Source organism: Phaeobacter sp. QD34_24 (assembly GCF_028890115.1).
Taxonomy (GTDB): domain Bacteria; phylum Pseudomonadota; class Alphaproteobacteria; order Rhodobacterales; family Rhodobacteraceae; genus Phycobacter.
The window spans coordinates 67,392-89,042 of the sequence record NZ_JARCJD010000005.1 but is presented as its reverse complement, the minus strand read 5'-3'; the positions used below and the strand labels follow the sequence as shown (position 1 = coordinate 89,042).

Sequence of the window (21,651 nt, the reverse complement as noted above, 5' to 3'; positions counted from 1 at the left end):
TACAAGAAGTTGCGCAGATGGTCCATTCGCAAAAGCTGCGGTCACCGCCATAGTACCGCTCACTTTCAATCGGAGGCGCGTTAATGACTGTAGAGAAAACCCAAGTCGCGATCATCGGTGGTGGCCCCTCGGGCCTGCTATTGTCGCAGCTTTTGCACCGCAAGGGCATCGATAGCATCGTCTTGGAACGGCAATCTCGCGACTATGTTCTGGGCCGGATCCGGGCCGGGGTGCTGGAGCATGGTTTCGTCAACTTGATGCGCGAAGCGGGCTGTGCCGAACGTATGGATGCCGAAGGTGAAGTGCACGAGGGGTTCTACATCGCCCACCAGGGGCGCACCGATCGTGTTGATCTTGAGAAATACGCGAACGGCGCAACGGTGATGGTCTATGGTCAGACCGAGGTGACCCGTGATCTTTACGCAGCACGCGATGCCATGGGCGGGGTGGTGATCCACAGTGCCGCCAATGTGCAGCCTCATGATCTGAAATCGGATGCCCCCTACCTCACCTACGAAAAGGACGGGGCAGAGCATCGCGTGGACGCCGATTTCATCGTGGGTGCCGACGGGTTCCATGGTGTCAGCCGCAAGTCGATTCCGTCGGATGTGCTGAAGGAATACGAGAAGGTCTACCCCTTCGGCTGGCTGGGGGTGCTGTCGGAAACCAAGCCGGTGTCGCCGGAACTGATCTATGCCCGGCACGAGCGTGGCTTTGCGCTCTGCTCCCTGCGCAGCCAGGTCCTGAGCCGCTATTACATCCAGGTCCCGCTGACGGACAAGCCCGAAGACTGGTCGGATGAGGCCTTCTGGGAAGAGCTGAAACGCCGCCTTCCCGAAGACGTCGCCGCCGGGCTGGAAACCGGTCCTTCGATCGAGAAATCCATCGCTCCCCTGCGCAGTTTCGTGGCCGAGCCGATGCGCTATGGCAACCTGTTCCTGGCTGGCGATGCCGCGCATATCGTGCCGCCCACCGGCGCCAAGGGGCTGAATTCGGCGGCCTCGGATATCTACTATCTTTATCATGGCTTCATGGATCACTATCTGAAGGGCGACAGCGCGGGCCTTGATGGGTATTCCGAAAAGGCGCTGGCACGCGTCTGGAAGGCAGAGCGGTTCAGCTGGTGGATGACCAACCTTTTGCACCTGTTCCCCGGGGCCGAGGCGGTGGATCAGCGCCTGCAATGCACCGATCTAGATTACCTGTTCTCGTCTGACGCGGCGCAGGCTTCTCTGGCGGAAAACTACGTGGGTCTTCCCTACTGATCCAACGGAACTGATCCAACTGACGTCACGTCCGCCCGGCTTTGTCTGCAAGGCCGGGCGTGCTTTTCTGACCTCAAGAGAGGGAGGAAAAGATGACCACGGTTGCCTATGAAAAAGACGGTCGGATCGCGCGGATTACGCTGAACCGGCCGGATGTGATGAACGCCATCGACGATCGCATGCCGCAGGATCTGGCGGCGGCGGTGGCGCGGGCGGATGCGGATCCCGGCGTGCATGTGATGGTCCTGTCCGGCGCGGGCGAGGCCTTCTGTGCGGGCTATGACCTGGCCTATTACGCCGAAGGCAATGGATCGGGTGAGGCGACGCAAGCCATGCCCTGGGATCCGATCAAGGATTATCGCTTCATGTGGGAAAACACCCAGCATTTCATGTCGCTCTGGCGGGCGGTGAAGCCGGTGGTCTGCAAGGTACATGGTTTTGCGGTGGCGGGCGGTTCGGACATCGCGCTATGCGCCGACATGACGATCATGGCCGAGGAGGCCCAGATCGGCTACATGCCCGCCCGTGTCTGGGGCTGTCCGACGACGGCGATGTGGGTCTACCGGCTGGGCGCGGAGCGGGCCAAGCGGATGCTGTTCACCGGTGACAAGATTTCCGGGCGGGAGGCGGCCGACATGGGGTTGGTCCTGAAGGCGGTGCCGCAGGAGCGGTTGGAGGACGCGGTGGAGGAACTGGCGGCGCGCATGGCGACAGTGCCGGTCAACCAGCTTGCGATGCAGAAGATAGTGATCAACCAGGCGATCGAGCAGACCGGCCTGATGCAGACCCAGCGCCTTGCGACGATCTTTGACGGGATCACCCGGCATTCCCCGGAAGGGATCGCCTTCAAGGACCGGTCCGAGGACATGGGTTGGAAACAGACCGTGCGTGAACGGGACGAAGGCACTTACGATTGGACGCTGAGGGAGGAAATCCCCAAGAGCAACCGATAGCGCGGGTGGTTTCCGTGATGCTCTAAGCCTGGGCCTGGGCCTGGGCCTGGGTCGGGGCAGGGGGGGGGACTCCCGCCGACAGGAAGATCATCCCGGATGATCTGCTGCCGTTGGGCCGGGCGCCGTGCCGGACGGCACGGCGCGGACGCGCGATACGGGTAGGATTGCGGCTGCCGATCTCGTCTGTTGTCTTGCAAAAGCGCGCTGCCGGGCCCAAGGCCGCTGCAGTTTCGGCGTCAGCCGGGCTGCAGAGCGGGCGCGGGAGCCGCCCAGCCTGCGGTGAGACGACGGCGGGGGGATTGCGGCGCCTCGGCAAGGTCCATCATCGCAACGGCAAAATCCGCATAGGAAATCCGCGATTGCCCCTCGGCATCGGTGACCAGCGTGTCCGTGCCCAACTGGTACTGCCCCGTGCGGCTGTCCTGCAGCAGCATCGCGGGCGGGCGCAGGCAGGTCCAGCAGGTCTCCTGCTCCGCTTCCAGCAGCGCATCCTGCGCGGCGCAGGCCTCGGCGATGGGGCGGATTTCGGGCGGCAGGAAACCCGGAGCGCTCAGAACCGTGTGGCCGCTGCCATCGGCCAGTTTCAACAGAGCCGCCCCGCCGGTGATCAGGGCGGGGATGCCCGCAGATCGCGCGGCTGCCAGAGCGGTGCGGGTCAGGGGGACCAGATCGCTTTCGCGACCCGCTGCAGGGCGCAGGGCGCTGATCAGGATGTCATGCCCGTCAGCCGCCTGTGCCGCGGCATTGGTCTCTGTCAGCAGATCCAGCGCCACGGTTTTCACCTTGGGGGACAGGGCAGTCAGCCGTCCCGGATTGCGCGCGACGGCCGTGACCTGATGGCCGCGGGCCAAAGCTTCGCGCAGGGTGGCATGGCCCACATCGCCGGTGGCGCCAAAGAGGATGATTTTCATGAGGTAACTCCTTTTATCTCGCCGTCGAGATATAATGCGGGTGTCTCGACATCAAGATATTGGGGCGCTCATGCATGCACAGCGCATGTGCAGCCGGTCAGCCCTTGGCGCGTGTTTCTGTGTTTGGCCGCATCAAGACCGTGCGGTGGTTCAGTTCCTGCCCGCTGCGCCGGTCGGTCAGAACCGGGTCGATCTCCGCGCCGTTCTCGCGCAGCACGAAAGAGATCGGAGCGCTGTCGTCACAGGGCAGGTTGTTGCGGGACCAATCCTGCAGCGCCAGCATGACCGGGGCAAAGGCCTTTCCCGAATCGGTGAGCCTGTATTCATGACGCAGGGGGCGCTCCTGGTAGGGGTGGCGCTTCAACAGGCCCGCAGACTCCAGCCGTTTCAACCGTTCCGCCAGCAGATGCCGGGTGATTCCAAGACGCTGCTGAAACCCGTCGAACCGGCGGGTTCCAAGAAAACATTCCCTTAAAATCAACAGGGTCCAGCGGTCGCCTATCACCGCCATCGCCCGGGCCACCGGGCAGGCGGCATCTTTCATGTCATGCCATTTCATGGGCCCTCCATAGCATGGATTGACATGGTTCCCAAATGGAACTGATAATGAGTTCTTAAATAGAACCTACTATTTTGATGATCAGGAACACGGAATGAACTCCTCCCGTGTCTTCCCGCATCGCACAGCATCAGGAGGGCCAGCCATGGTCAGCGCCACAACGCACATCAAACCCAAGCGCCGCCCGCCTGTCCTTGCGCTGATCCAGCGGATTTCGGGGCTGTTGGGGAGCGTCTCGCCGACGGCCGCCGCCTTTGTGCTGGCGCGGTTGTTCACCACGCCCCGGCGCCACAAGCTGTCGCCTCAGGAAAAGAGCTGGCTGGCCACCTCTGCGGCGCGGCCATTGACCCTGAAATCGGGCGCGCAGATCCCGGTTTATGACTGGCGCCCGGTTGGGCAGTATTGCGGTGCGCGGGGGCAGGCGGTTCTGCCAACGATCCTGTTGGTGCACGGCATGTCGGGGCGGGCAGGGCAATTGGGCGGTTTTGCAGCGCCGCTGGTTGAGGCAGGGTTTCGCGTTGTCGCCTTTGATGCCCCGGGTCACGGTGCGGCTGCCGGGCGGCGCAGCTCCCTGCCGGAAATGCTCTGGGTGACCGAGGAGGTCGCGACCCATCTGGGGCCGCTTGCCGGGATCGTCGCCCATTCCAACGGCGCGGCGGCAACGGTTGCGGCGCTGGCGCGCGGGCTCAAGGTCGACCGGGTTGCCCTGCTTGCGCCGCCAACGGATCTGGAGCTGTACCTCGGGAAGATTGCGCGCCTGCTGGGCTTTGGCGAAAAGGTGGCCAAGGGCGCACAGAAACGGCTGGAGCGGCGCTATGGCGTCCCGTTCGAGGCGCTGCGCGGAACTGATCTTGCGCCTGGCCTGTCGCAACCCGCTCTGATCGTGCATGACAATGGCGACCGGGTGGTGCCTGCCTCCGAAGGGCGCGCCCTGGCCGAGAGCTGGCCCGGTGCCAGGCTGCATGTGACCGCAGGTCTGGGACATGGGCGTATCCTGCGCGACGGCACTGTCATTGCAGCAGTGGTCGATCATCTGATGCCCGCCGCCAACGCCCGACCGGTGGAGTGACGCGGGGCGGAATGCCAGCCAAGCGCTCTGAGCCACTGTCAACTTTCGGCTTCCGGCTTTGCAGAGGTCGAAACGTTCGGTTAGGTCTGGGTGCAGGGCAGCAACGCCACACCCAGGTCATACGGAGGATACCGCCATGCAGATGAGTGATCAGAAGGAAATCGCAGCCCCGCCGGCCGAGGTCTATGCGGCACTATTGACGCCTGAGGTCCTGAAAGCCTGTGTGCCCGGCGCGACCGAGGTCACCGGATCGCCCGAGGAGGGCTTCGAGGCGAGTGTTACCCAGAAGGTCGGGCCGGTGAAGGCCACCTTCAAGGGGCAGGTGACCCTGTCGGACCTGGTGCCAGGTGAAAAGCTGACCATTACCGGCGAAGGCAAGGGCGGGGCGGCAGGGTTTGCCAAGGGCGGCGCCGTGGTGACCCTGGCGCCCTCGGAAACGGGCACGCTCCTGTCCTATGACGTGGAGGCCAAGGTCGGCGGCAAGCTGGCGCAGCTTGGCAGCCGCATCATCGACGGGTTTGCCAAAAAGATGGCGGATCAGTTCTTTGTCAATTTGCAGACCCACCTGGCCCCGGAAGGCGCGGGCGATGAAGAGGCCGCCGCAGAGAAGAAGGGCTGGTTCAAGAAGATCACCGGCGCCTGAACCCAGGCCGACGCAGGGTTTTCCCTGCATGCATGCACAGGCGGTTGCGCGTCTCGCCAGTGGTGGCAAATGCCGCCGCTCTATAGCCTGCGCCCTATCCACAGTGACGGAGATATCATGTCAGCGATCCTGTCTATCCGCGATCTGCGCAAGACCTACGAGGGCGGCTTTGAGGCCTTGAAGGGCGCCTCTCTGGAGATTGAAGAGGGGGAGATCCTGGCCCTTCTGGGACCAAATGGAGCGGGCAAGACGACGCTGATCTCGACCGTTTGCGGCATCACCACGCCGACCTCTGGCAGCGTCACTGTGGGCGGGCATGACATCGCGCAGGAGTTTCGCGCGGCCCGCCGCCTGATCGGTCTGGTGCCGCAGGAGATCAACCTGGAGCCTTTCGAGACCGTCTGGAATTCGGTGCGGTTTTCCCGGGGGCTGTTCGGCAAGCCCCGCAATGACGCGCTGCTGGAGGATATCCTGAAAAAGCTCTCGCTCTGGGATAAGCGCAGGAGCCAGATCAAGGAGCTTTCGGGCGGCATGAAGCGGCGGGTGCTGATCGCCAAGGCGCTGAGCCACGAGCCGCGCATCCTGTTCCTGGACGAGCCCACTGCCGGGGTCGATGTGGAGTTGCGCAAGGACATGTGGGAGGTGGTGCGCGAGCTGAAGGCGGCGGGCGTCACCATCATCCTGACCACCCATTACATCGAAGAGGCCGAAGCCATTGCCGACCGGGTGGGGGTGATCACCAAGGGGCAGATCCTACTGGTGGAAGACAAGGTCGCTCTGATGGCGCGGATGGGACAGAAACAGTTGGAAGTACAGCTGAGCGAGCCGATCGAAGCGATCCCGCAGGCCCTGTCATCCTATGGGCTGGTGCTGGCGCGGGAGGGGCGGTCGCTGATCTACAGCTACGACATCCGCGCCGAACGCACCGGCATCACGGCGCTTTTGAACGATGTTGCGGGCGCGGGTCTTGTGCTGGCGGATGTTGTGACGCGCCAATCCAGCCTTGAAGACATATTCGTGGGTCTTGTCGCGGGAGAACAGGCATGAACTGGATGGCGGTTGCATCGATCTATCGTTCTGAAATGGGGCGTTTCTTTCGCACCCTGTTGCAGAGCTTCCTGTCGCCGGTCCTGTCGACTTCGCTTTACTTCGTGGTCTTTGGTGCCGCCATCGGCAGCCGTATCGACCAGGTGGAGGGGATCGCCTACGGTGCCTTTATCGTGCCGGGGCTGATCATGCTGAGTGTGATGACCCAGAGCATATCGAATGCGTCCTTCGGGATCTATTTCCCCAAGTTCATCGGCACCGTCTACGAACTCTTGTCGGCGCCGGTGAACTTCCTTGAGATCGTGCTGGGATATGTGGGCGCGGCGGCAACCAAGGCCCTGTTCATCGGGTTGGTGATCCTGGGTACGGCCTCGCTGTTTGTGGATCTGAGCATCGCCCATCCCGGCGCGATGGTGCTGTTCCTGGTGCTGACCTGCCTGAGCTTTTCGCTATTGGGGTTCATCATCGGGATCTGGGCAAGAAATTTCGAGCAGTTGCAACTGGTGCCGCTATTGATCGTGACGCCATTGGTGTTTCTGGGCGGATCTTTCTACTCGATCTCGATGCTGCCGCCGATCTGGCAGAAGATCACCCTGTTCAACCCGGTGGTCTATCTGATCTCTGGCTTTCGCTGGTCGTTCTTTGGCACCTCGGATGTGCCCGTCGTGACCAGTCTTCTGGCGATTGGCGGGTTTACCTGCCTGTGCCTGGCGGTGATCTGGTGGATCTTCAAGACGGGCTGGCGCATTCGCTCCTGAGGGCGGTGGCAGGTAACAGGCAAGGGCTCCCGCGCCCGCGTGCGCTTCGGCTGCGCCGAAACGCACTGGCGGCCTTGGGCCCGGCGGCGCGCAGGGGCGCGCCGTGCGCCTGCGGCGCGGACCCTGCATACCGCGAACATATTGCAGGCAGGTGCGTTGCAAAATTGCCGGAGACACCGGGCTTTTTCCGCTCAGTTCGGTTTCCACCGCTTGCGGACCTTGTTTCGGGGCGGGCGGCATTCTACATCGGCGCCATGAAGTTGCGCATACCCTTTCTCAATAAGCCGCCCCTCGTCTCTGTCGTGCGCCTGTCCGGCGCAATCGGCATGGCCGGAAGAGGCAGCCTGAGCGATGCCGCGCTGACCCCGGTGCTGGAACGCGCCTTCAGCAAGGGAAAGCCGAGCGCCGTTGCGCTGGAGATCAACTCACCCGGCGGTTCTCCGGTGCAAAGCTCCCTGATCGGCGCGCGGATCCGCCAGCTGGCGGAGGAAAAGGAGATCCCGGTCATCGCGTTTGTCGAGGATGTCGCGGCCTCGGGCGGCTACTGGCTGGCGGCTTCGGCGGATGAGATCTGGGCGGATGCCAGTTCGGTGATCGGCTCCATCGGGGTGATATCCGCCGGTTTCGGCGCCCATGTGCTGCTGGCCCGTCAGGGAGTGGAGCGGCGTGTCTATACCGCAGGCAAAAGCAAATCCATGCTGGACCCCTTTCGCCCGGAAAATCCCGAGGACGTGGAGCGGCTCAAGCGGTTGCTGAACGATATTCACGACAATTTCATCGACCATGTGACGGCGTGGCGCGGCGATGCGCTGAGCACTGAAACAGAGCTGTTCACCGGCGAGGTCTGGCTGGCCCGGCGCGCGCAGGAACTGGGGCTGATCGACGGGATCGCCCATCTCATGCCCAAGCTGAAAGAGCGCTACGGCGACAAGGTGCGGATCCGCCGTTATGGCATGAAACGCCCCTTCCTGAGCCGGTTTGGCATGCACCTGGCGCAGGACGCTTTGAACAGCATCGAGGAACGCGCCGAGTTTGCGCGGTTTGGCCTCTGACGTGATACTGAAGATTGTTTCCCTTTTCCTGGTGGCGATGGCGGTTCTGGCCATGTTCGGAAAGCTCCGGATGCCTGGACAGAAGCGGCTGAAATCCGCCCGCTGTTCATCCTGTGGGCGATTTAGGATCGGCAAGGGTCCCTGTGCCTGCGGCAAGGGCGGAAAAGGAGGGTCGCAGCGATGATGCCATGGCTGTTGTGCGGGCTGGGACTGGTGATCCTGCTTCTGGCGGGAGACGCTCTTGTGCGCGGTGCGGTGAACCTGTCGCTGCGTCTTGGCGTGCCCGCCCTGATCGTCAGCCTGACCATCGTGGCCTTTGGCACCTCTGCGCCGGAACTTCTGATTGCGATCAATGCGGTGACGGATGGGGCCGACGGTATCGCGCTTGGCAATGTGGTGGGGTCGAATACCGCCAATATCCTGCTGGTTCTTGGCGTTCCTGCGATCCTGTCGCGGCTGCACACCAGCGAATGCGAGACGCGCAAGAACTACATCTATATGCTGGTTGCCTCACTCCTGTTCATCGCGCTGGCCTTTGTCGGGGTCTTTACGGTCTGGTCGGGTTTGATCCTGCTGGCGGCACTGGCCGTGGTTCTGGGCGGCGCCTTCCGCGAGGCCCGTGCTCATAGGCGCAGTGGCGCAGAGGTGGACGAGGATCTGGAGGAGATCGAGGAAGCCGACCCGGACATGCCGTTCTGGCGCATCGGGGTCTATCTTCTGTTGGGGCTGATCGGCCTGCCTCTGGGGGCGGATCTGCTGGTGGACAATGCGACGATCATTGCCCGCATGTATGGTATCGATGAAACGGTGATCGGTCTGACCCTGGTTGCCATTGGCACCTCTCTGCCGGAACTGGCGACCACCGTGATGGCGGCCTTGCGGCGCCAGGCCGATGTGGCGCTGGGCAATGTGATCGGTTCGAACATGTTCAACCTGCTGGCCATCATCGGGGTCGCTACCTTCTTTGGTCCGATCTCGGTCGCACCGGAGTTCCTGCGGTTTGACCTGTGGGTGATGCTGGCGGCCTCGGTGATCATTGTTCCTTTTGTCTTTTTCAAGATGGACATCACCCGCCGTTGGGGGGCCTTGCTGACCGGACTATATGTTGCCTACCTGTGGGTCCTGCTCTAGCTCACCAGGCAGGCAGATAGTCGGGGAGGAAACCATGCGGGCTTTGGTGACAGGAGCAGGCAAGCGTCTGGGGCGGGCGATGGCCATCGAACTGGCCCGGCACGGCTATGATGTCGGCGTCCACTACGCCACATCCCGCAGCGAGGCAGAAGAGACGGCAGCGGCGATCCGGGCGTTGGGGCGGCGGGCGGAATTGCTGCAGGCCGATCTGCTGGATGAGGAAGGCGCCGCAGCCCTGCTGCCTGCCGCGGCCACGGCGCTGGGCGGGCCGGTCACCTGCCTGGTCAACAATGCCTCGATCTTCGAGCATGACAGCATCGAGACCGCGACCCGGGAAAGCTGGGACCGCCATTTCGGCAGCAACCTGCGCGCACCCTTCCTGCTGATCCAGGCCATGGCGGCGCAGGGGATCGCGCAGCCGGTCGATGCGCAGGCGGAACCGCAGGCCTGGGGGCTGGTGGTCAACATGATCGATCAGCGGGTGCGGCGGCTGACGCCCGAGTTCGTGAGCTACACCCTGGCCAAATCGGCGCTTTGGACCCTGACGCAGACGGCGGCACAGGCCCTGGCGCCGGGCATCCGGGTCAATGCCATCGGCCCTGGACCCACCCTGCAGGGCCCGAGGCAAAGCGCCGAGCAGTTTGCCCGCCAGCGCGCCAGCACGGTTCTTCGCCGGGGGGCAAACCTCGAGGACATTACCGCTGCGCTTGGCTATCTTCTGGCCGCTCCGGCGGTCACCGGGCAGTTGATTTGCGTCGATGGCGGTCAACATCTGGCCTGGGAAACTCCGGATGTGGTTGGCACGGAGTAGCCCATCGCGCTGTTCCCTAGGGGAAAGTTGTGCACGTGGAGGGCGTGCTTCACAAACCCGTTACAAAAGTGTCTTTGTTTTCAAAAACTTGTCAGGTGATGAAAAAAATGATGTTTGAAAACAATATCTTAATAAGTTGCTTAATTTTTATGCAACTTTCCAAAATCGCCTGAAAACAAGGGAAATGATGGGATAGCCTGAAGATATCTCCATAGTTATCCACAGGAGTCGTGGATTTGTCCGCTCTTGAACCCGAAGCGCAAACATTGCAGCGACATGCAGAGAATCATATGTGTGACGACATGAGCGATCAGATCTCCGAAACGCCCCGCAGCGGCTATGCCGTGATCCAGGATTATGTGAAGACGCTGGATGCCTCTCCGGGCGTTTACCGGATGCTGGATGCGGAAAGCCGGGTTCTATACGTGGGCAAGGCGCGAAACCTGAAAGCACGGGTTTCGAACTACACACGGCCGGGAAACAGCCCCCGGATCGAGCGGATGATCGCGCTTACCACCTCGATGATGTTTCTGACCACGCGGACGGAAACCGAGGCGCTGCTTCTGGAGCAGAACCTGATCAAGCAGCTCAAGCCCAAGTACAACGTGCTGCTGCGCGATGACAAAAGTTTTCCCAATATCCTGGTCTCCAAGGATCACGCCTTTGCGCAGATCAAGAAACACCGCGGCGCCCGCAAGGAGAAGGGTAGCTATTTCGGCCCCTTCGCCAGCGCGGGGGCGGTGAACCGGACGCTCAATCAGCTGCAAAAGGCGTTCCTGTTGCGCAACTGTTCGGATGCGATGTTTGAAAGCCGCACGCGCCCCTGCCTGCAATACCAGATCAAGCGTTGCTCGGCCCCCTGCACGGGTGAAATCAGCGCCGAGGACTACGCCGCCTCGGTCCGCGATGCGGAACGGTTCCTTTCGGGGCGCTCCACCAAGATCCAGGAGGAACTGGCCGAGCAGATGATGGCGGCCTCCGAGGCGATGGAGTTCGAGCGCGCAGCCGCCCTGCGGGACCGGATCAAGGCGCTGACGCAGGTGCAGTCTTCGCAAGGGATCAACCCGCGCGGCGTGGCCGAGGCAGATATCATCGGCCTTCACATGGAGGGGGGGCAGGCCTGCGTGCAGGTCTTCTTCATCCGGGCCAACCAGAACTGGGGCAACCAGGATTTCTACCCACGCGTGGATGCGGACAATAGCCCGGCCGAGGTGATGGAGGCCTTCCTGGGTCAGTTCTACAGCAACAAGCAGCCGCCGCGTCAGCTGATCCTGTCGGACGACATCGAGAATGGCGATCTGATGCAAGAAGCGCTGAGCGAGAAGGCGGACCACAAGGTTGAAATCCTGGTGCCCCAGCGCGGCGAAAAGACCGAACTCGTGGCAGGTGCCGTGCGCAATGCCCGCGAAAGCCTGGCCCGGCGCATGGCCGAAAGCGCGACCCAGGCCAAACTGTTGAAAGGTCTTGCCGATGCCTTTGGCCTGGATGGCCCGCCGCAGCGGATCGAGGTCTACGACAACTCCCACATTCAGGGCAGCAATGCGGTGGGGGGAATGATTGTGGCAGGCCCCGAAGGTCTAATGAAGAACGCCTATCGCAAGTTCAACATCAGGGGCGATGACCTGACCCCTGGCGATGACTTCGGGATGATGAAAGAGGTGTTGAACCGCCGCTTCTCGCGCCTGCTGAAAGAGGATCCCGACCGCGAAAAGGGCATGTGGCCGGATCTTCTGCTGATCGATGGTGGCGCAGGGCAGGTCTCGGCGGTGGCAGAAATCATGGAAGAACACGGCGTGCAGGACATTCCCATGGTGGGTGTCGCCAAGGGCGTCGACCGCGATCACGGCAAAGAAGAGTTCTACCGCCCCGGCGAGAATGCCTTTGCCCTGCAGCGCAACGATCCGGTGCTCTATTTCATCCAGCGCCTGCGGGACGAGGCGCATAGGTTCGCCATCGGCACCCACCGGGCCAAGCGGGCCAAGGCGATGGGGGCAACGCCGCTTGATGAAATCTCAGGGGTCGGCGCCAGCCGCAAGCGGGCCCTGCTGGCGCATTTCGGCAGCGCCAAGGCGGTGAGCCGTGCCGACCTGTCGGACCTCAAAGCTGTCGAGGGTATCTCAGCCGCCCTGGCCGAGCGGATCTACGATCACTTCCACGGCCAGGGCTAGGGGCCGCGTCAGGGGCGGCCCTGCGGGGTGAGATCCTCAAAGGCCTTGCCGGTCACCTCCTTGTATTCGGCCTCATCCCAGAACCCGATCAGGATGCCGGTTTCGGCCGCCAGTTTCTGTCGTGCCAGCACGGTCTGGGTTGCGGTGATCCGCGTGTGATGGCGCGTCGCCCAATCCAAGAGGGCCGCCTCCATCCGAGCGCGCACCGCGACATGTTCGGGCAGATCCGAGCCGCCGATATCCGTGATCTCCTGCGCGTCTGTCTCAAGATCGAACAGCACCGGGCGGAAGCCTTCGCAGCGGATGTACTTCCAGCGCCCGTCAAAGATCATCGTGGTATGGGCATCTTCCTGAGGCTGCTCCAGCGTGCGGGCCATGTCGGACCAGTGGTAATCGTGTTCGCTGATAACATAACGGCGCGAGAACCCGTCCGTGCCATGCAGGATCGGCGTGAGATCACGCCCTTCAATCACATGGGGTTTGGCGGGGCAGCCGACAGCCTTCATGAAGGTGGGGGCAAGGTCGATCATTTCGACCAGTTCATCCGTGACCAAGCCGCGGGTGCCATCGGCATCCTTGCGGGGGTCGGCGATGATCAGCGGCACCTTCACCGCCATCTCGTGATAGAAATCCTTGTCGCCCATCCAGTGGTCGCCCATGTAATCACCATGGTCCGAAGTGAAGGCGACGATGGTGTTGTCGCTGAGGCCCGTCTCATCCATCCAGGCGAACAGGCGGCCAAGGTTGTCATCCAGCTGCTTGATCAGCCCCATATAGGCCGGGATCACATGTTCGCGCACATGATCACGGGCAAAGCTGCGGCAGACCCGCGCATCGAGATAGGCCTGCATCAGGGGATGATCCGTCTGCCGCTCGGCCTCGGATCGCACGGGATCGACGATGTGCCGCTCGTCATACATGTCGTGATAGGGCGCGGGCACGATATAGGGCCAGTGCGGCTTGATATAGGAGAGGTGACAGACCCAGGGGCGCCCGTCTTCGCTCGCCTTTTCCATGAAGGCCATGGCGCGGTCGGTCATATAGGCGGTTTCCGAGTGTTCCTCGGGCACGTTGGCGGCAAGGCGCGAGTTCTTCAAGAGCCAGGCCGATAGCAGCTCGCCATCGTCATCCAAACCGGAATTGGCAAAATCCTCCCACGGGTTGTCAGAGGAAAATCCATGCGCCACGAGGTAGTCGTCATAGGCGGACCAGTTCTGCCGTGGGCTGTCGGGGTGGAGCCCATCGTCTCGTTCGAAGGGTTCGAACCCGCATTCGGATACGCGCACGCCGATTTCGCTGGCGGGATCGATGCCGAGCCAGGCCATGCCTTCGGCATCGGCGGTCATGTGGGTCTTTCCCACCAGCACCGCGCGGGCGTCCACCTCGCGCAGATGGTCGCCCAAGGTTGGCTCGCCCACGCGCAGTGGCATGCCGTTCCAGGTCGAACCATGGCTGCGCACATATCGCCCGGTATAGGCCGACATCCGCGACGGCCCGCAGACAGGGGATTGCACATAAGCGTTTGTGAAGCGCACGCCGCGCGCCGCCAGCGCATCGATATGGGGCGTGTGCAGATGCGGATGGCCATAGCAACTGAGGTAGTCGAACCGCAGCTGGTCAGCCATGATCCAAAGCACGTTGGGGCGGTCTGTCATTCCACGGTGTCCTCTTTCAGGAATTCTTCGATGGGGATTCGCAGGAACTCTTCCATCCGGTCAAGATAGCCGACAAAGGCCGCGATTTCCTCTTCCGAGAAGACCCCGTGCAGGGCGGCACGGCGACGGGCCATCACCGGGGCTGCGCGCTCATAGGCGGCGCGCCCGGCCTCGGCGATCTCCACGATGGTTTGCCGCCCGTCCTGCACATCGCGGCGCATGGTGACGAACCCCTTGCGGCGCATCTCGGGCAGGGCGCGGCTCAGGAGGGAATGATCGGCGCGCTGGATCGTCGCCAGATCGCGGATCGTCATCGGGCCGACCTCGTGCAGATCCCAAAGGGTGCGCCATTCCACGATCGACAGCCCGCCGCCTTTCTGCAGGAACTTCTGCCCCTGGCTGCGCGAGGCGGCATAGACCGCCGGGAGCCGCGAGAAGAGGTTGTAATCCTCCCGTGCCTGACGTGCGCGAATCCCCGCGATGTCCCTTTCGGTGGGCTTGCTCATCATGTTCCTCCCATTGCCCTGATAAAGCCCGAAAAAATAATTCGTGACAAGTCATATAATTTCTGCAAGCCTGAAAACATGACCCCCGGAACAGGGGGCATCCGCCTTTGGAGGAGGGCGGGCACCTTAGGGAGGAACTCATGATCAAACAGACGCTTCTTGCAGGCGTGCTGGCGCTGGCGCCCATGGCGGCCGCGGCCCAGGCCACGCTGACCGCCGAGACCACGACGCCGGGTTCAACGCCGCATTACATCGATTCGACGCTTGCGGCGGTGCTCGACAGTGCCGGTGTTGCCACGATGCAGATCACCGAAGGCGCCACGCTGACCAATTCGGTGCAGGCGGTGGCCGAGGGGCGGCTGGACATGGCGCCCGCGCCGTTGATCCTGCCCTTCCTGCTGGCGCGCGGTATCGGTCCCTACAGCGGCATCGGGCCTGAAAAGGGCGCCGAACTGGCGGCCAATATCCGGGTGATCTTCTTCAACGCAGGCTCGGCGCAGATGCTGGGCTATTACAACAGCAATCCAGTCGAAGATATTCGTGACCTTGCCGGAAAGCGGATCTGGAACGGTCCGCCGCGCGGTGCAGCGCTGACCTCAGGAAGGGCGATGATCCAGCTTTTGTCCGGCATCAAGGACGGCGAAGGCTACGAGGGGATCCAGACGCCCTGGCCCGATACGGTGTCCACCATCACCGGAGGTGGCGCCGATGCCTGGACGATCCCCGAAGGTCTGCCCTCGGGGCGTCAGATCGCCATCGCGGCTGCGGGCGGGATCACCATCCACGACGTGCCGTCCGACCTGTTGGCGAGCAAGCTGGGTCAGCAGATCCTGGCGGCACCGGGCCATGCGCTCTATTCGGTCCCGGTCGAGGAATTCCGCGCGGCCTATGGAGGCAATGACATCACCATCGTCACGGACGATGACAGTTTCGACAGTTTCGCCACCGCCTTTGGCCAGATCGTGCCAGCCGGGCTGGATGAAGACCTCGTCTATGCGGTGACCAAGGCCTATCTGGAGGGTGAGGAGCGTTTCCTGAAAGGCTCTCCACGCGGGCCTTACACGCGGCTCAGCTTTGGTGACATCGATGGTGTCAGCCAGGGTGCCTGCGGCGCGGTGCAGATCAAGATGCACCCCGGTGCAATCCGCGCCTTTGAGGATGCCGGTCACATGATTGCCGACTGCCTGCGCCCCTGATCGGACATTTCCGCAGGGCCGCAGCTGCGGCCTTGCCCATTTCTAGGCTCCGGTGACATGACAGATATCGCTCCTTCCCGGCCCATCGGTCAGCGCATCGCCGTGGGGCTTGCGCTTGTTCTCGTGCTTGTCGGCATGGTCAACACCATGCCGGAAATCCCCGGTCTGCAGGATTGGGCGCGCGAGATCACCGGGCGCCCCTTCTTCCGCGTCTCCGGCTTCCCGCCCGAATTCTTCTACCCGCCGGTCTTCCTGTTGATGATGGTCATCGTGGCACTGGATGCCAGCGTCTACAGGGCGTGGAAGGGGAGCAAGCCGCATCTGGCCTGGCTGGGGCTGCTCTTGGATGCGGGGCTGATCCTTGCGGCCTTTCTGGCGGCCTTGGGGTTCCTGGTGGAGATCGACTCGGTCTGCCTCATAGACCAGATCACCGGCGAACGGGCCCGCCTAATCAAGGAGGCTGCCGAACGGTCGGTCGGGGTCATCCCGGGGATCTCGTTCGAGGCCGAGGTGCCCGCCTGTCAGGCGCGCTTCGGGATCTGGATCATCCCGCTTTTGTTCACCATCATCACGCTGTTCTTCCTCTATAACGTGCGGGTCTGGGGGCTGCCGCTGGTGGCGGTGGCCAGCGTCGTGGTGATATACACCGTGGGCACGGCGCTGATCTGGATGTTTGACCTCAGCGGCAACAACTTCCTTCTGACCAAGCTGGGCGCCGATGGCGGCGACGTCAGCGCAGCGGCGATCCAGAAGGCCGCCAATGTCTTCATCACCCCGGATGGCATCATGGGGCGGTTCATGGACATCGTGGTCAACCAGGTCTTCCCTTACGTGATCCTCGGCGCGTTGTTTGGCACCTCGGCCGGTGGCACCTCGCTGATCAAGCTGGCGGTGCGGATGACGCGGCACTTACGCGGTGGGCCAGCCCATGCCGCCATCGTATCGTCTGCCATGTTCGGCACTATCACCGGCGGGCCTGTGACCAACGTGCTATCGACAGGGCGGCTGACCATCCCAATGATGCGGCGCAACGGGTTTTCACCACAGTTTGCGGGCGGGGTGGAGGCGGCGGCCTCCTCTGGCGGGCAGATCATGCCGCCTGTCATGGGGGTGGCGGCCTTTGTGCTGGTGGCCCTGACGGCGGTTCCCTACACCAAGGTGATCACGGCGGCCTTCCTCCCGGCCATGGCGTTCTTCTTCTCGATCTTTCTCGCGGTGATGTTCCAGGCCCGGCGCGACCGGGTGGAGGCCATGCGCGAAATCCCCGAAGATCTCGTGATGCACCGCCAGGACTGGCTGAACCTCGTGATCATCTTTCTGCCGATCCTGACCATCCTGTTCCTGCTTCTGGGCAACAAGGATGCGGTTGGATCGGGCCTGTTCGCCGGTCTGATGCCCGGCTTTGCGACCCAGATCGTGGTCAATGCCACGGGCGATGCGGTCTCTGCCGGGTGGTGGGCCGTTGCGGTGCTGCTGCCGCTCTTGTTCCTGGATCCCGAAACCCGCGCGCGGCCCGCGAAGATCCTCATGTCGCTGGCCGATGGCGGCATCCTTCTGTCGCGCCTGTTCCTGCTCCTGTTTGCGGTCTCGATCATCTCGGCCTTTCTCAACGAAAGCGGACTGACCGGAGAGCTGACCCGTGCCGTCACCTCCTGGCTGGAGCAGGCGCGGGTCCTGCGTCTCTTTGGCTTCGAGATCCCGATCGTCGGCGGCGTCTACCTGATGCTGGCGCTCACCTGCGCCATGGTCTGCGCTATCATCCTGGGGATGGGGATGCCCACGGTACCGGCCTATGTGAATGTGGCTCTCTTGCTGGGGCCGCTTCTGGCCAATCTGGGGGTGAGTTTCTTCACCGCGCATATGTTCGTTTTCTACTTCGCGGTTGCCTCGGCCATCACGCCGCCGGTGGCGATTGCCGCCTTTGCCGCCGCCTCGATCACCCGGACCGAGCCGATGCGCACCGGCATTGCCGCCGTCCGGGTGGGGATCGTGATGTTCACCATTCCCTTCGTCTTTGCCTGGTATCCCGAATTGTTGCTGATCGAAGAGGCGGTGACCATCACCGATGACATGGGCCGCCGAACCCTGATCGTGGGCTACAGCGGCGAAGTCGAACTTATGCCGCTGGCCATGCTGGGCCTGCGTCTGGTGCTGGCGCTGTATCTCATGGCCTCGGCCCTGGCGCGGTTCGACCAGGGGCGGCTTGCCCGCTGGGAAGTGGCGCTGCGCCTGCTGGCCGCCGTTCTGGTGCTGTGGAAGACTGCCCTTGTGCTGTGGTTTGGCGTTGCGCTGGCGCTGGCGCTGATTGGTGCGCATGTGCTCCTTGTCCGGTCTCAACGCAAACCTGCGCCAGCCTAGGGGCAAGCGGCATGATCCAGCTGCGCACCACGCGGGTCCTGCAATCGCGGAAAAGGGGAATTTTGCATTGCCCCGCTTTCCACTTGTGAAACAGCGGGATAATGTGCGGCCATGATATGGACCTTGCCGAATATCCTGACTGTCGTGCGGCTGCTTGCTGCACCCGGTCTCGCCATCATGTTCCTCTATTTCAATCGCCCTCTGGCGGACTGGTTTGCGCTGCTCCTATTCGTTGGCGCGGCGGTGACAGACTGGTTCGACGGCTACCTTGCGCGGGCCTGGAAACAGGAAACCAAGATGGGGGCCATGCTGGATCCGATCGCCGACAAGGCCATGGTTGTGATCGCCCTGATGATCCTGGTGGGCTACGCGGCAGAGCACTGGGCGCCCTGGCTGGTGCTGCCCGCAACGGTGATCCTGTTCCGCGAGGTGTTCGTGTCGGGTCTGCGCGAATACCTTGGCGATACCGCGGGCACGCTGAAGGTCACGCAGCTGGCCAAGTGGAAGACCACGGCGCAGATGACCGCCATTGCCGCGCTGTTCTGCCAGGGGGTTTTTGAACACTATCTGGTGATGTCCTCCTTCGGGATGGATGATGCGCTGATCGAAGGGGTGCTCTCGGGCGCGGTGGAGGATACGGTCGGGTTGAACTGGAAATACGATGGCATGGTCTGGACCGGGCGGATCGGCTTGTGGCTGTTGTGGATTGCCGCGGCGCTGACCCTGATCACCGGCGTGGATTATCTGAAAAAAGCCCTGCCGCACCTGAAGGAGACCCGCTGATGGACATTCTGTATTTCGCCTGGGTGCGTGAGCGGATCGGTCTGCCGCGCGAGAGCATTGAGAGCTCTGCCGCGACCGTTGCCGATCTGGTCGAGGAGCTGCGCGCGCGTGAGCAGCGCTATGAGGCGGCCTTTGCTGATCTGTCGGCCCTGCGGGTGGCGCTGGATCAGGAGTTGTCGGATTTCGATGCCTCCCTTGAGGGTGTGCGTGAAGTTGCCTTCTTCCCGCCTATGACCGGGGGCTGAGGCGATGCAGATCCGGGTTCAGCAGGCGCCGTTCGATCTGGGGGCAGAGACCGAAGCCTTTGCCGATGCGGTTGATGGGGCAGGGGCCGTGGTGACCTTCACCGGCGTCGTGCGCGAGGCGGACACTGGCGAGATGACCGCGATGGAGATCGAGCATTACCCCGGCATGACCCAGAAGGCGCTGGAAAAGATCGCCTCCGAGGCGATGACCCGCTGGGATCTGGCCGATGCCCTGGTGATCCACCGTCACGGGCGGCTGGAACCCGGCGATCGGATCATGATGGTCGCCACCGCGTCGCGCCATCGCAAGGATGCCTTTGAGGCCGCCGAATATCTGATGGATTACCTGAAGTCCCGCGCCCCCTTCTGGAAGAAGGAAATCCTGTCGGGGGGAGAGGCCGAATGGGTGGCCGCCAAGGACGCGGATGAAGATGCGTTGAAGCGCTGGTAATTCTCTGTCGGCATTGCCTTTTTCCCTATTACTGAGAGCCTGACGCTGACTCTTTTCAGTTTCGAAAGGACTGCGCTACATTAACTCAAAGGTAAGTATGCTTATAAAATGATTGACCGAGGCGCTATCGATAGGTAAGCATGCTTACCAAATGGCGCGCCATGGAGGAAAACGCATGCAATATCATCTGAATGGATTTCGTCCCGGCGACCCGGCCGTATCGGAAAAGGTAGGTCGCCCCGGGGCAGGGGAGCTGCCCGCGGAACTGGATGTCCTGATCGTGGGCACGGGGCCCACGGGGCTGGTCCTGGCCAGCCAGTTGGCGGTGTTCCCCGATATCCGTACCGGTATTGTCGAGCAGAAATCCAGTCCCATCGAGATCGGTCAGGCGGATGGGATTGCCTGCCGCTCGATGGAGATGTTCGAGGCCTTCGGCTTCAGCGAAAAGATCCTGAAGGAGTCCTACTGGGTCAATGAAACCACCTTCTGGCGCCCGGATGCAGAGGACCCGGCCAAGATCACCCGCAGCGGTCGCATCCAGGACACAGAGGACGGGCTGTCGGAGTTTCCCCATGTGATCCTGAACCAGGCGCGGGTGCATGATTTCTTCCTGGAAACAATGCGCAATGCGCCCACCGCGCTGGAACCCTGGTACAATCACCGGATCAAGGACCTAACGGTGGAGCAGGGCGCGGACTACCCTGTGACCGTGACCCTGGAGCGCACCGATGAGGGCCACGAGGGCGAAACCCACGTGCTGCGTGCCAAATATGTGGTGGGCTGCGATGGTGCACGCAGCCGCGTGCGCGAGGCGATCGGGCGCAAGCTGACCGGGGATTCCGCCAATCAGGCCTGGGGCGTGATGGATGTGCTTGCGGTCACCGACTTCCCCGATATCCGTATGAAGGCCACCGTGCATTCGGCGGAAGAAGGCAACCTTCTGGTGATCCCGCGCGAGGGCGGCTACATGGTCCGGCTCTATATTGAACTGGACAAGCTGAAGGCAGATGAGCGGGTCGCCAACCGCAATATCACGCTCGATAAACTGGTCGCGGCGGCGCAGCGGATCCTGCACCCCTACACGTTGGAGGTGAAGGAAACCGCCTGGTGGTCTGTCTACGAGATCGGCCAGCGGCTGTGTGACAAGTTCGATGACGTCCCGGTCGAGAATATCGACCATCAATTGCCGCATGTGTTCATCGCCGGAGACGCCTGTCACACCCACAGCCCCAAGGCGGGGCAGGGCATGAATGTCTCCATGCGCGATGGCTTCAATCTGGGCTGGAAGCTGGCTGCCGTGCTGCGCGGGCAGATGGTGCCGGACATCCTGCACAGCTACTCTGCCGAGCGACAGGGCGTGGCCAAGATGCTGATCGATTTCGACCGCGAGTTCGCCCGCATGTTCAGCGCCAAGCCGAAATCCGACGACAATGAGGATGGCGTAGATCCGGAGGAGTTCCAGAAGTATTTTGTGCAGCATGGGCGTTTCACCGCAGGCACGGCCATCCAATACGCGCCCTCGGTTCTGACCGGAGCCGACAGCCATCAGGCGCTGGCGACCGGCTTCCCGCTGGGCATGCGCTTCCATTCGGCGCCGGTCATCCGGCTGTCTGATGCGCGCCCCATCCATCTGGGCCATGTGGTGCGGGCCGACGGGCGCTGGCGGCTGTTTGCCTTTGCGGGCGTGGAGGACCGGGGCGGCGAAGGGGGCGATATTCATGCCCTGTGCCAGTTCCTGGAAACCGATGCCGCATCGCCGCTACGCCGCTACACGCCCGAGGGCGCCGATATCGACTCGGTGCTCGATGTTCGGGCTGTGCTGCAGCAGGACTTCCGCAGCCTGACGCCGGGCGACATGCCGGAGCTCTTGCGCCCGCTCAAAGGTCAGTATGGCTTGCGCGATTATGAAAAGGTCTTTTGCCCGGATCTGAAATCGGGACAGGACATCTTCGACATGCGCGGCATCGACCGCAAGCGCGGTTGCATGGTGCTGGTGCGCCCGGACCAGCATGTGGCCCAGGTGCTGCCGCTGGATGCCCATGCGGCGCTCTGCCAGTTCTTTGACGCCTTCATGATCTCAGTGGTCTGAG

At 62.6% G+C, this 21,651-nt stretch carries 21 protein-coding genes; 17 read left to right on the top strand and 4 right to left on the bottom strand.

Going from position 1 to position 21,651, the window contains the following annotated elements; translation table 11 throughout:
• Nucleotides 1-83: 83 nt before the first annotated feature.
• Both pobA and PXK07_RS05410 read left to right on the top strand, forming a co-directional pair.
• Complete coding sequence (pobA, locus tag PXK07_RS05415; protein ID WP_274847183.1) at nucleotides 84-1,265, top strand: 4-hydroxybenzoate 3-monooxygenase; 1,182 nt, start codon at nucleotides 84-86, stop codon at nucleotides 1,263-1,265.
• A gap of 92 nt (nucleotides 1,266-1,357) precedes the next feature.
• Nucleotides 1,358-2,218: a crotonase/enoyl-CoA hydratase family protein gene (locus tag PXK07_RS05410; protein WP_274847182.1), complete on the top strand. Its 861-nt coding sequence runs from the start codon at nucleotides 1,358-1,360 to the stop codon at nucleotides 2,216-2,218.
• Between the two features lie 236 nt (nucleotides 2,219-2,454).
• Here PXK07_RS05410 and PXK07_RS05405 read toward each other — a convergent pair whose 3' ends face one another.
• Nucleotides 2,455-3,129, bottom strand: coding sequence for an NAD(P)-dependent oxidoreductase (locus tag PXK07_RS05405; protein ID WP_274847181.1), 675 nt, complete (start codon nucleotides 3,127-3,129; stop codon nucleotides 2,455-2,457).
• Nucleotides 3,130-3,226: 97 nt separating this feature from the next.
• Nucleotides 3,227-3,688: a winged helix-turn-helix transcriptional regulator gene (locus tag PXK07_RS05400; protein ID WP_274847180.1), complete on the bottom strand. Its 462-nt coding sequence runs from the start codon at nucleotides 3,686-3,688 to the stop codon at nucleotides 3,227-3,229.
• 145 nt (nucleotides 3,689-3,833) lie between these two features.
• Here PXK07_RS05400 and PXK07_RS05395 point away from each other — a divergent pair, with 145 nt between their 5' ends.
• The 9 genes from PXK07_RS05395 to uvrC all read left to right on the top strand — a co-directional run bounded on the left by PXK07_RS05395 (nucleotide 3,834) and on the right by uvrC (nucleotide 12,367).
• Entirely contained in the window at nucleotides 3,834-4,757 is a 924-nt protein-coding gene (locus tag PXK07_RS05395; protein ID WP_274847179.1) for an alpha/beta hydrolase, read from the top strand.
• Between the two features lie 136 nt (nucleotides 4,758-4,893).
• Nucleotides 4,894-5,400 (top strand): CoxG family protein, encoded by a 507-nt coding sequence (locus tag PXK07_RS05390; protein WP_274847178.1) that lies wholly within the window; start codon nucleotides 4,894-4,896, stop codon nucleotides 5,398-5,400.
• Nucleotides 5,401-5,517: 117 nt separating this feature from the next.
• Nucleotides 5,518-6,447 (top strand): ABC transporter ATP-binding protein, encoded by a 930-nt coding sequence (locus tag PXK07_RS05385; protein ID WP_274847177.1) that lies wholly within the window; start codon nucleotides 5,518-5,520, stop codon nucleotides 6,445-6,447.
• Nucleotides 6,444-7,205 carry an ABC transporter permease gene (locus tag PXK07_RS05380; RefSeq protein WP_274847176.1) on the top strand — a complete coding sequence of 254 codons (762 nt, stop codon included), beginning with the start codon at nucleotides 6,444-6,446 and terminating at the stop codon, nucleotides 7,203-7,205. The genes PXK07_RS05385 and PXK07_RS05380 overlap by 4 nt, the downstream gene beginning before the upstream one ends.
• A 254-nt stretch (nucleotides 7,206-7,459) precedes the next feature.
• A complete protein-coding gene (locus PXK07_RS05375; protein ID WP_274847175.1) occupies nucleotides 7,460-8,257 on the top strand; it encodes a S49 family peptidase in 798 nt (265 codons plus the stop codon).
• 1 nt (nucleotide 8,258) lies between these two features.
• On the top strand, nucleotides 8,259-8,441 hold the full coding sequence (locus tag PXK07_RS05370) for a hypothetical protein (RefSeq protein ID WP_274847174.1): 183 nt from the start codon (nucleotides 8,259-8,261) through the stop codon (nucleotides 8,439-8,441).
• Complete coding sequence (locus tag PXK07_RS05365) at nucleotides 8,438-9,388, top strand: calcium/sodium antiporter (RefSeq protein ID WP_274847173.1); 951 nt, start codon at nucleotides 8,438-8,440, stop codon at nucleotides 9,386-9,388. Before PXK07_RS05370 ends, PXK07_RS05365 begins: the two co-directional genes overlap by 4 nt.
• 34 nt (nucleotides 9,389-9,422) lie before the next feature.
• On the top strand, nucleotides 9,423-10,199 hold the full coding sequence (locus tag PXK07_RS05360) for an SDR family oxidoreductase (protein ID WP_274847172.1): 777 nt from the start codon (nucleotides 9,423-9,425) through the stop codon (nucleotides 10,197-10,199).
• Nucleotides 10,200-10,489: 290 nt separating this feature from the next.
• On the top strand, nucleotides 10,490-12,367 hold the full coding sequence (gene uvrC, locus PXK07_RS05355) for an excinuclease ABC subunit UvrC (protein WP_274847170.1): 1,878 nt from the start codon (nucleotides 10,490-10,492) through the stop codon (nucleotides 12,365-12,367).
• An 8-nt stretch (nucleotides 12,368-12,375) separates the two neighbouring features.
• Here the strand turns inward: uvrC and PXK07_RS05350 are convergent, their stop codons facing one another.
• Nucleotides 12,376-14,022: a sulfatase-like hydrolase/transferase gene (locus PXK07_RS05350; protein WP_274847169.1), complete on the bottom strand. Its 1,647-nt coding sequence runs from the start codon at nucleotides 14,020-14,022 to the stop codon at nucleotides 12,376-12,378.
• Entirely contained in the window at nucleotides 14,019-14,528 is a 510-nt protein-coding gene (locus tag PXK07_RS05345) for a MarR family winged helix-turn-helix transcriptional regulator (protein WP_274847168.1), read from the bottom strand. The genes PXK07_RS05350 and PXK07_RS05345 overlap by 4 nt, the downstream gene beginning before the upstream one ends.
• A gap of 140 nt (nucleotides 14,529-14,668) precedes the next feature.
• Here PXK07_RS05345 and PXK07_RS05340 point away from each other — a divergent pair, with 140 nt between their 5' ends.
• The 6 genes from PXK07_RS05340 (at nucleotide 14,669) to PXK07_RS05315 (ending at nucleotide 21,650) form a co-directional block, all read left to right on the top strand.
• The gene (locus tag PXK07_RS05340; protein WP_274847167.1) at nucleotides 14,669-15,724 is read left to right on the top strand and encodes a TAXI family TRAP transporter solute-binding subunit; all 1,056 of its coding nucleotides are present in this window, start codon (nucleotides 14,669-14,671) and stop codon (nucleotides 15,722-15,724) included.
• 57 nt (nucleotides 15,725-15,781) lie between these two features.
• On the top strand, nucleotides 15,782-18,082 hold the full coding sequence (locus tag PXK07_RS05335; RefSeq protein WP_274847166.1) for a TRAP transporter permease: 2,301 nt from the start codon (nucleotides 15,782-15,784) through the stop codon (nucleotides 18,080-18,082).
• 111 nt (nucleotides 18,083-18,193) lie between these two features.
• Nucleotides 18,194-18,865 (top strand): CDP-diacylglycerol--glycerol-3-phosphate 3-phosphatidyltransferase, encoded by a 672-nt coding sequence (gene pgsA / locus PXK07_RS05330; protein ID WP_274847165.1) that lies wholly within the window; start codon nucleotides 18,194-18,196, stop codon nucleotides 18,863-18,865.
• A complete protein-coding gene (moaD, locus tag PXK07_RS05325) occupies nucleotides 18,862-19,110 on the top strand; it encodes a molybdopterin converting factor subunit 1 (protein WP_274847322.1) in 249 nt (82 codons plus the stop codon). The genes pgsA and moaD overlap by 4 nt, the downstream gene beginning before the upstream one ends.
• Before the next feature lie 4 nt (nucleotides 19,111-19,114).
• The gene (locus PXK07_RS05320) at nucleotides 19,115-19,561 is read left to right on the top strand and encodes a molybdenum cofactor biosynthesis protein MoaE (protein WP_274847164.1); all 447 of its coding nucleotides are present in this window, start codon (nucleotides 19,115-19,117) and stop codon (nucleotides 19,559-19,561) included.
• 175 nt (nucleotides 19,562-19,736) lie between these two features.
• Complete coding sequence (locus PXK07_RS05315) at nucleotides 19,737-21,650, top strand: FAD-binding monooxygenase (protein WP_274847162.1); 1,914 nt, start codon at nucleotides 19,737-19,739, stop codon at nucleotides 21,648-21,650.
• Nucleotide 21,651 lies beyond the last annotated feature (1 nt).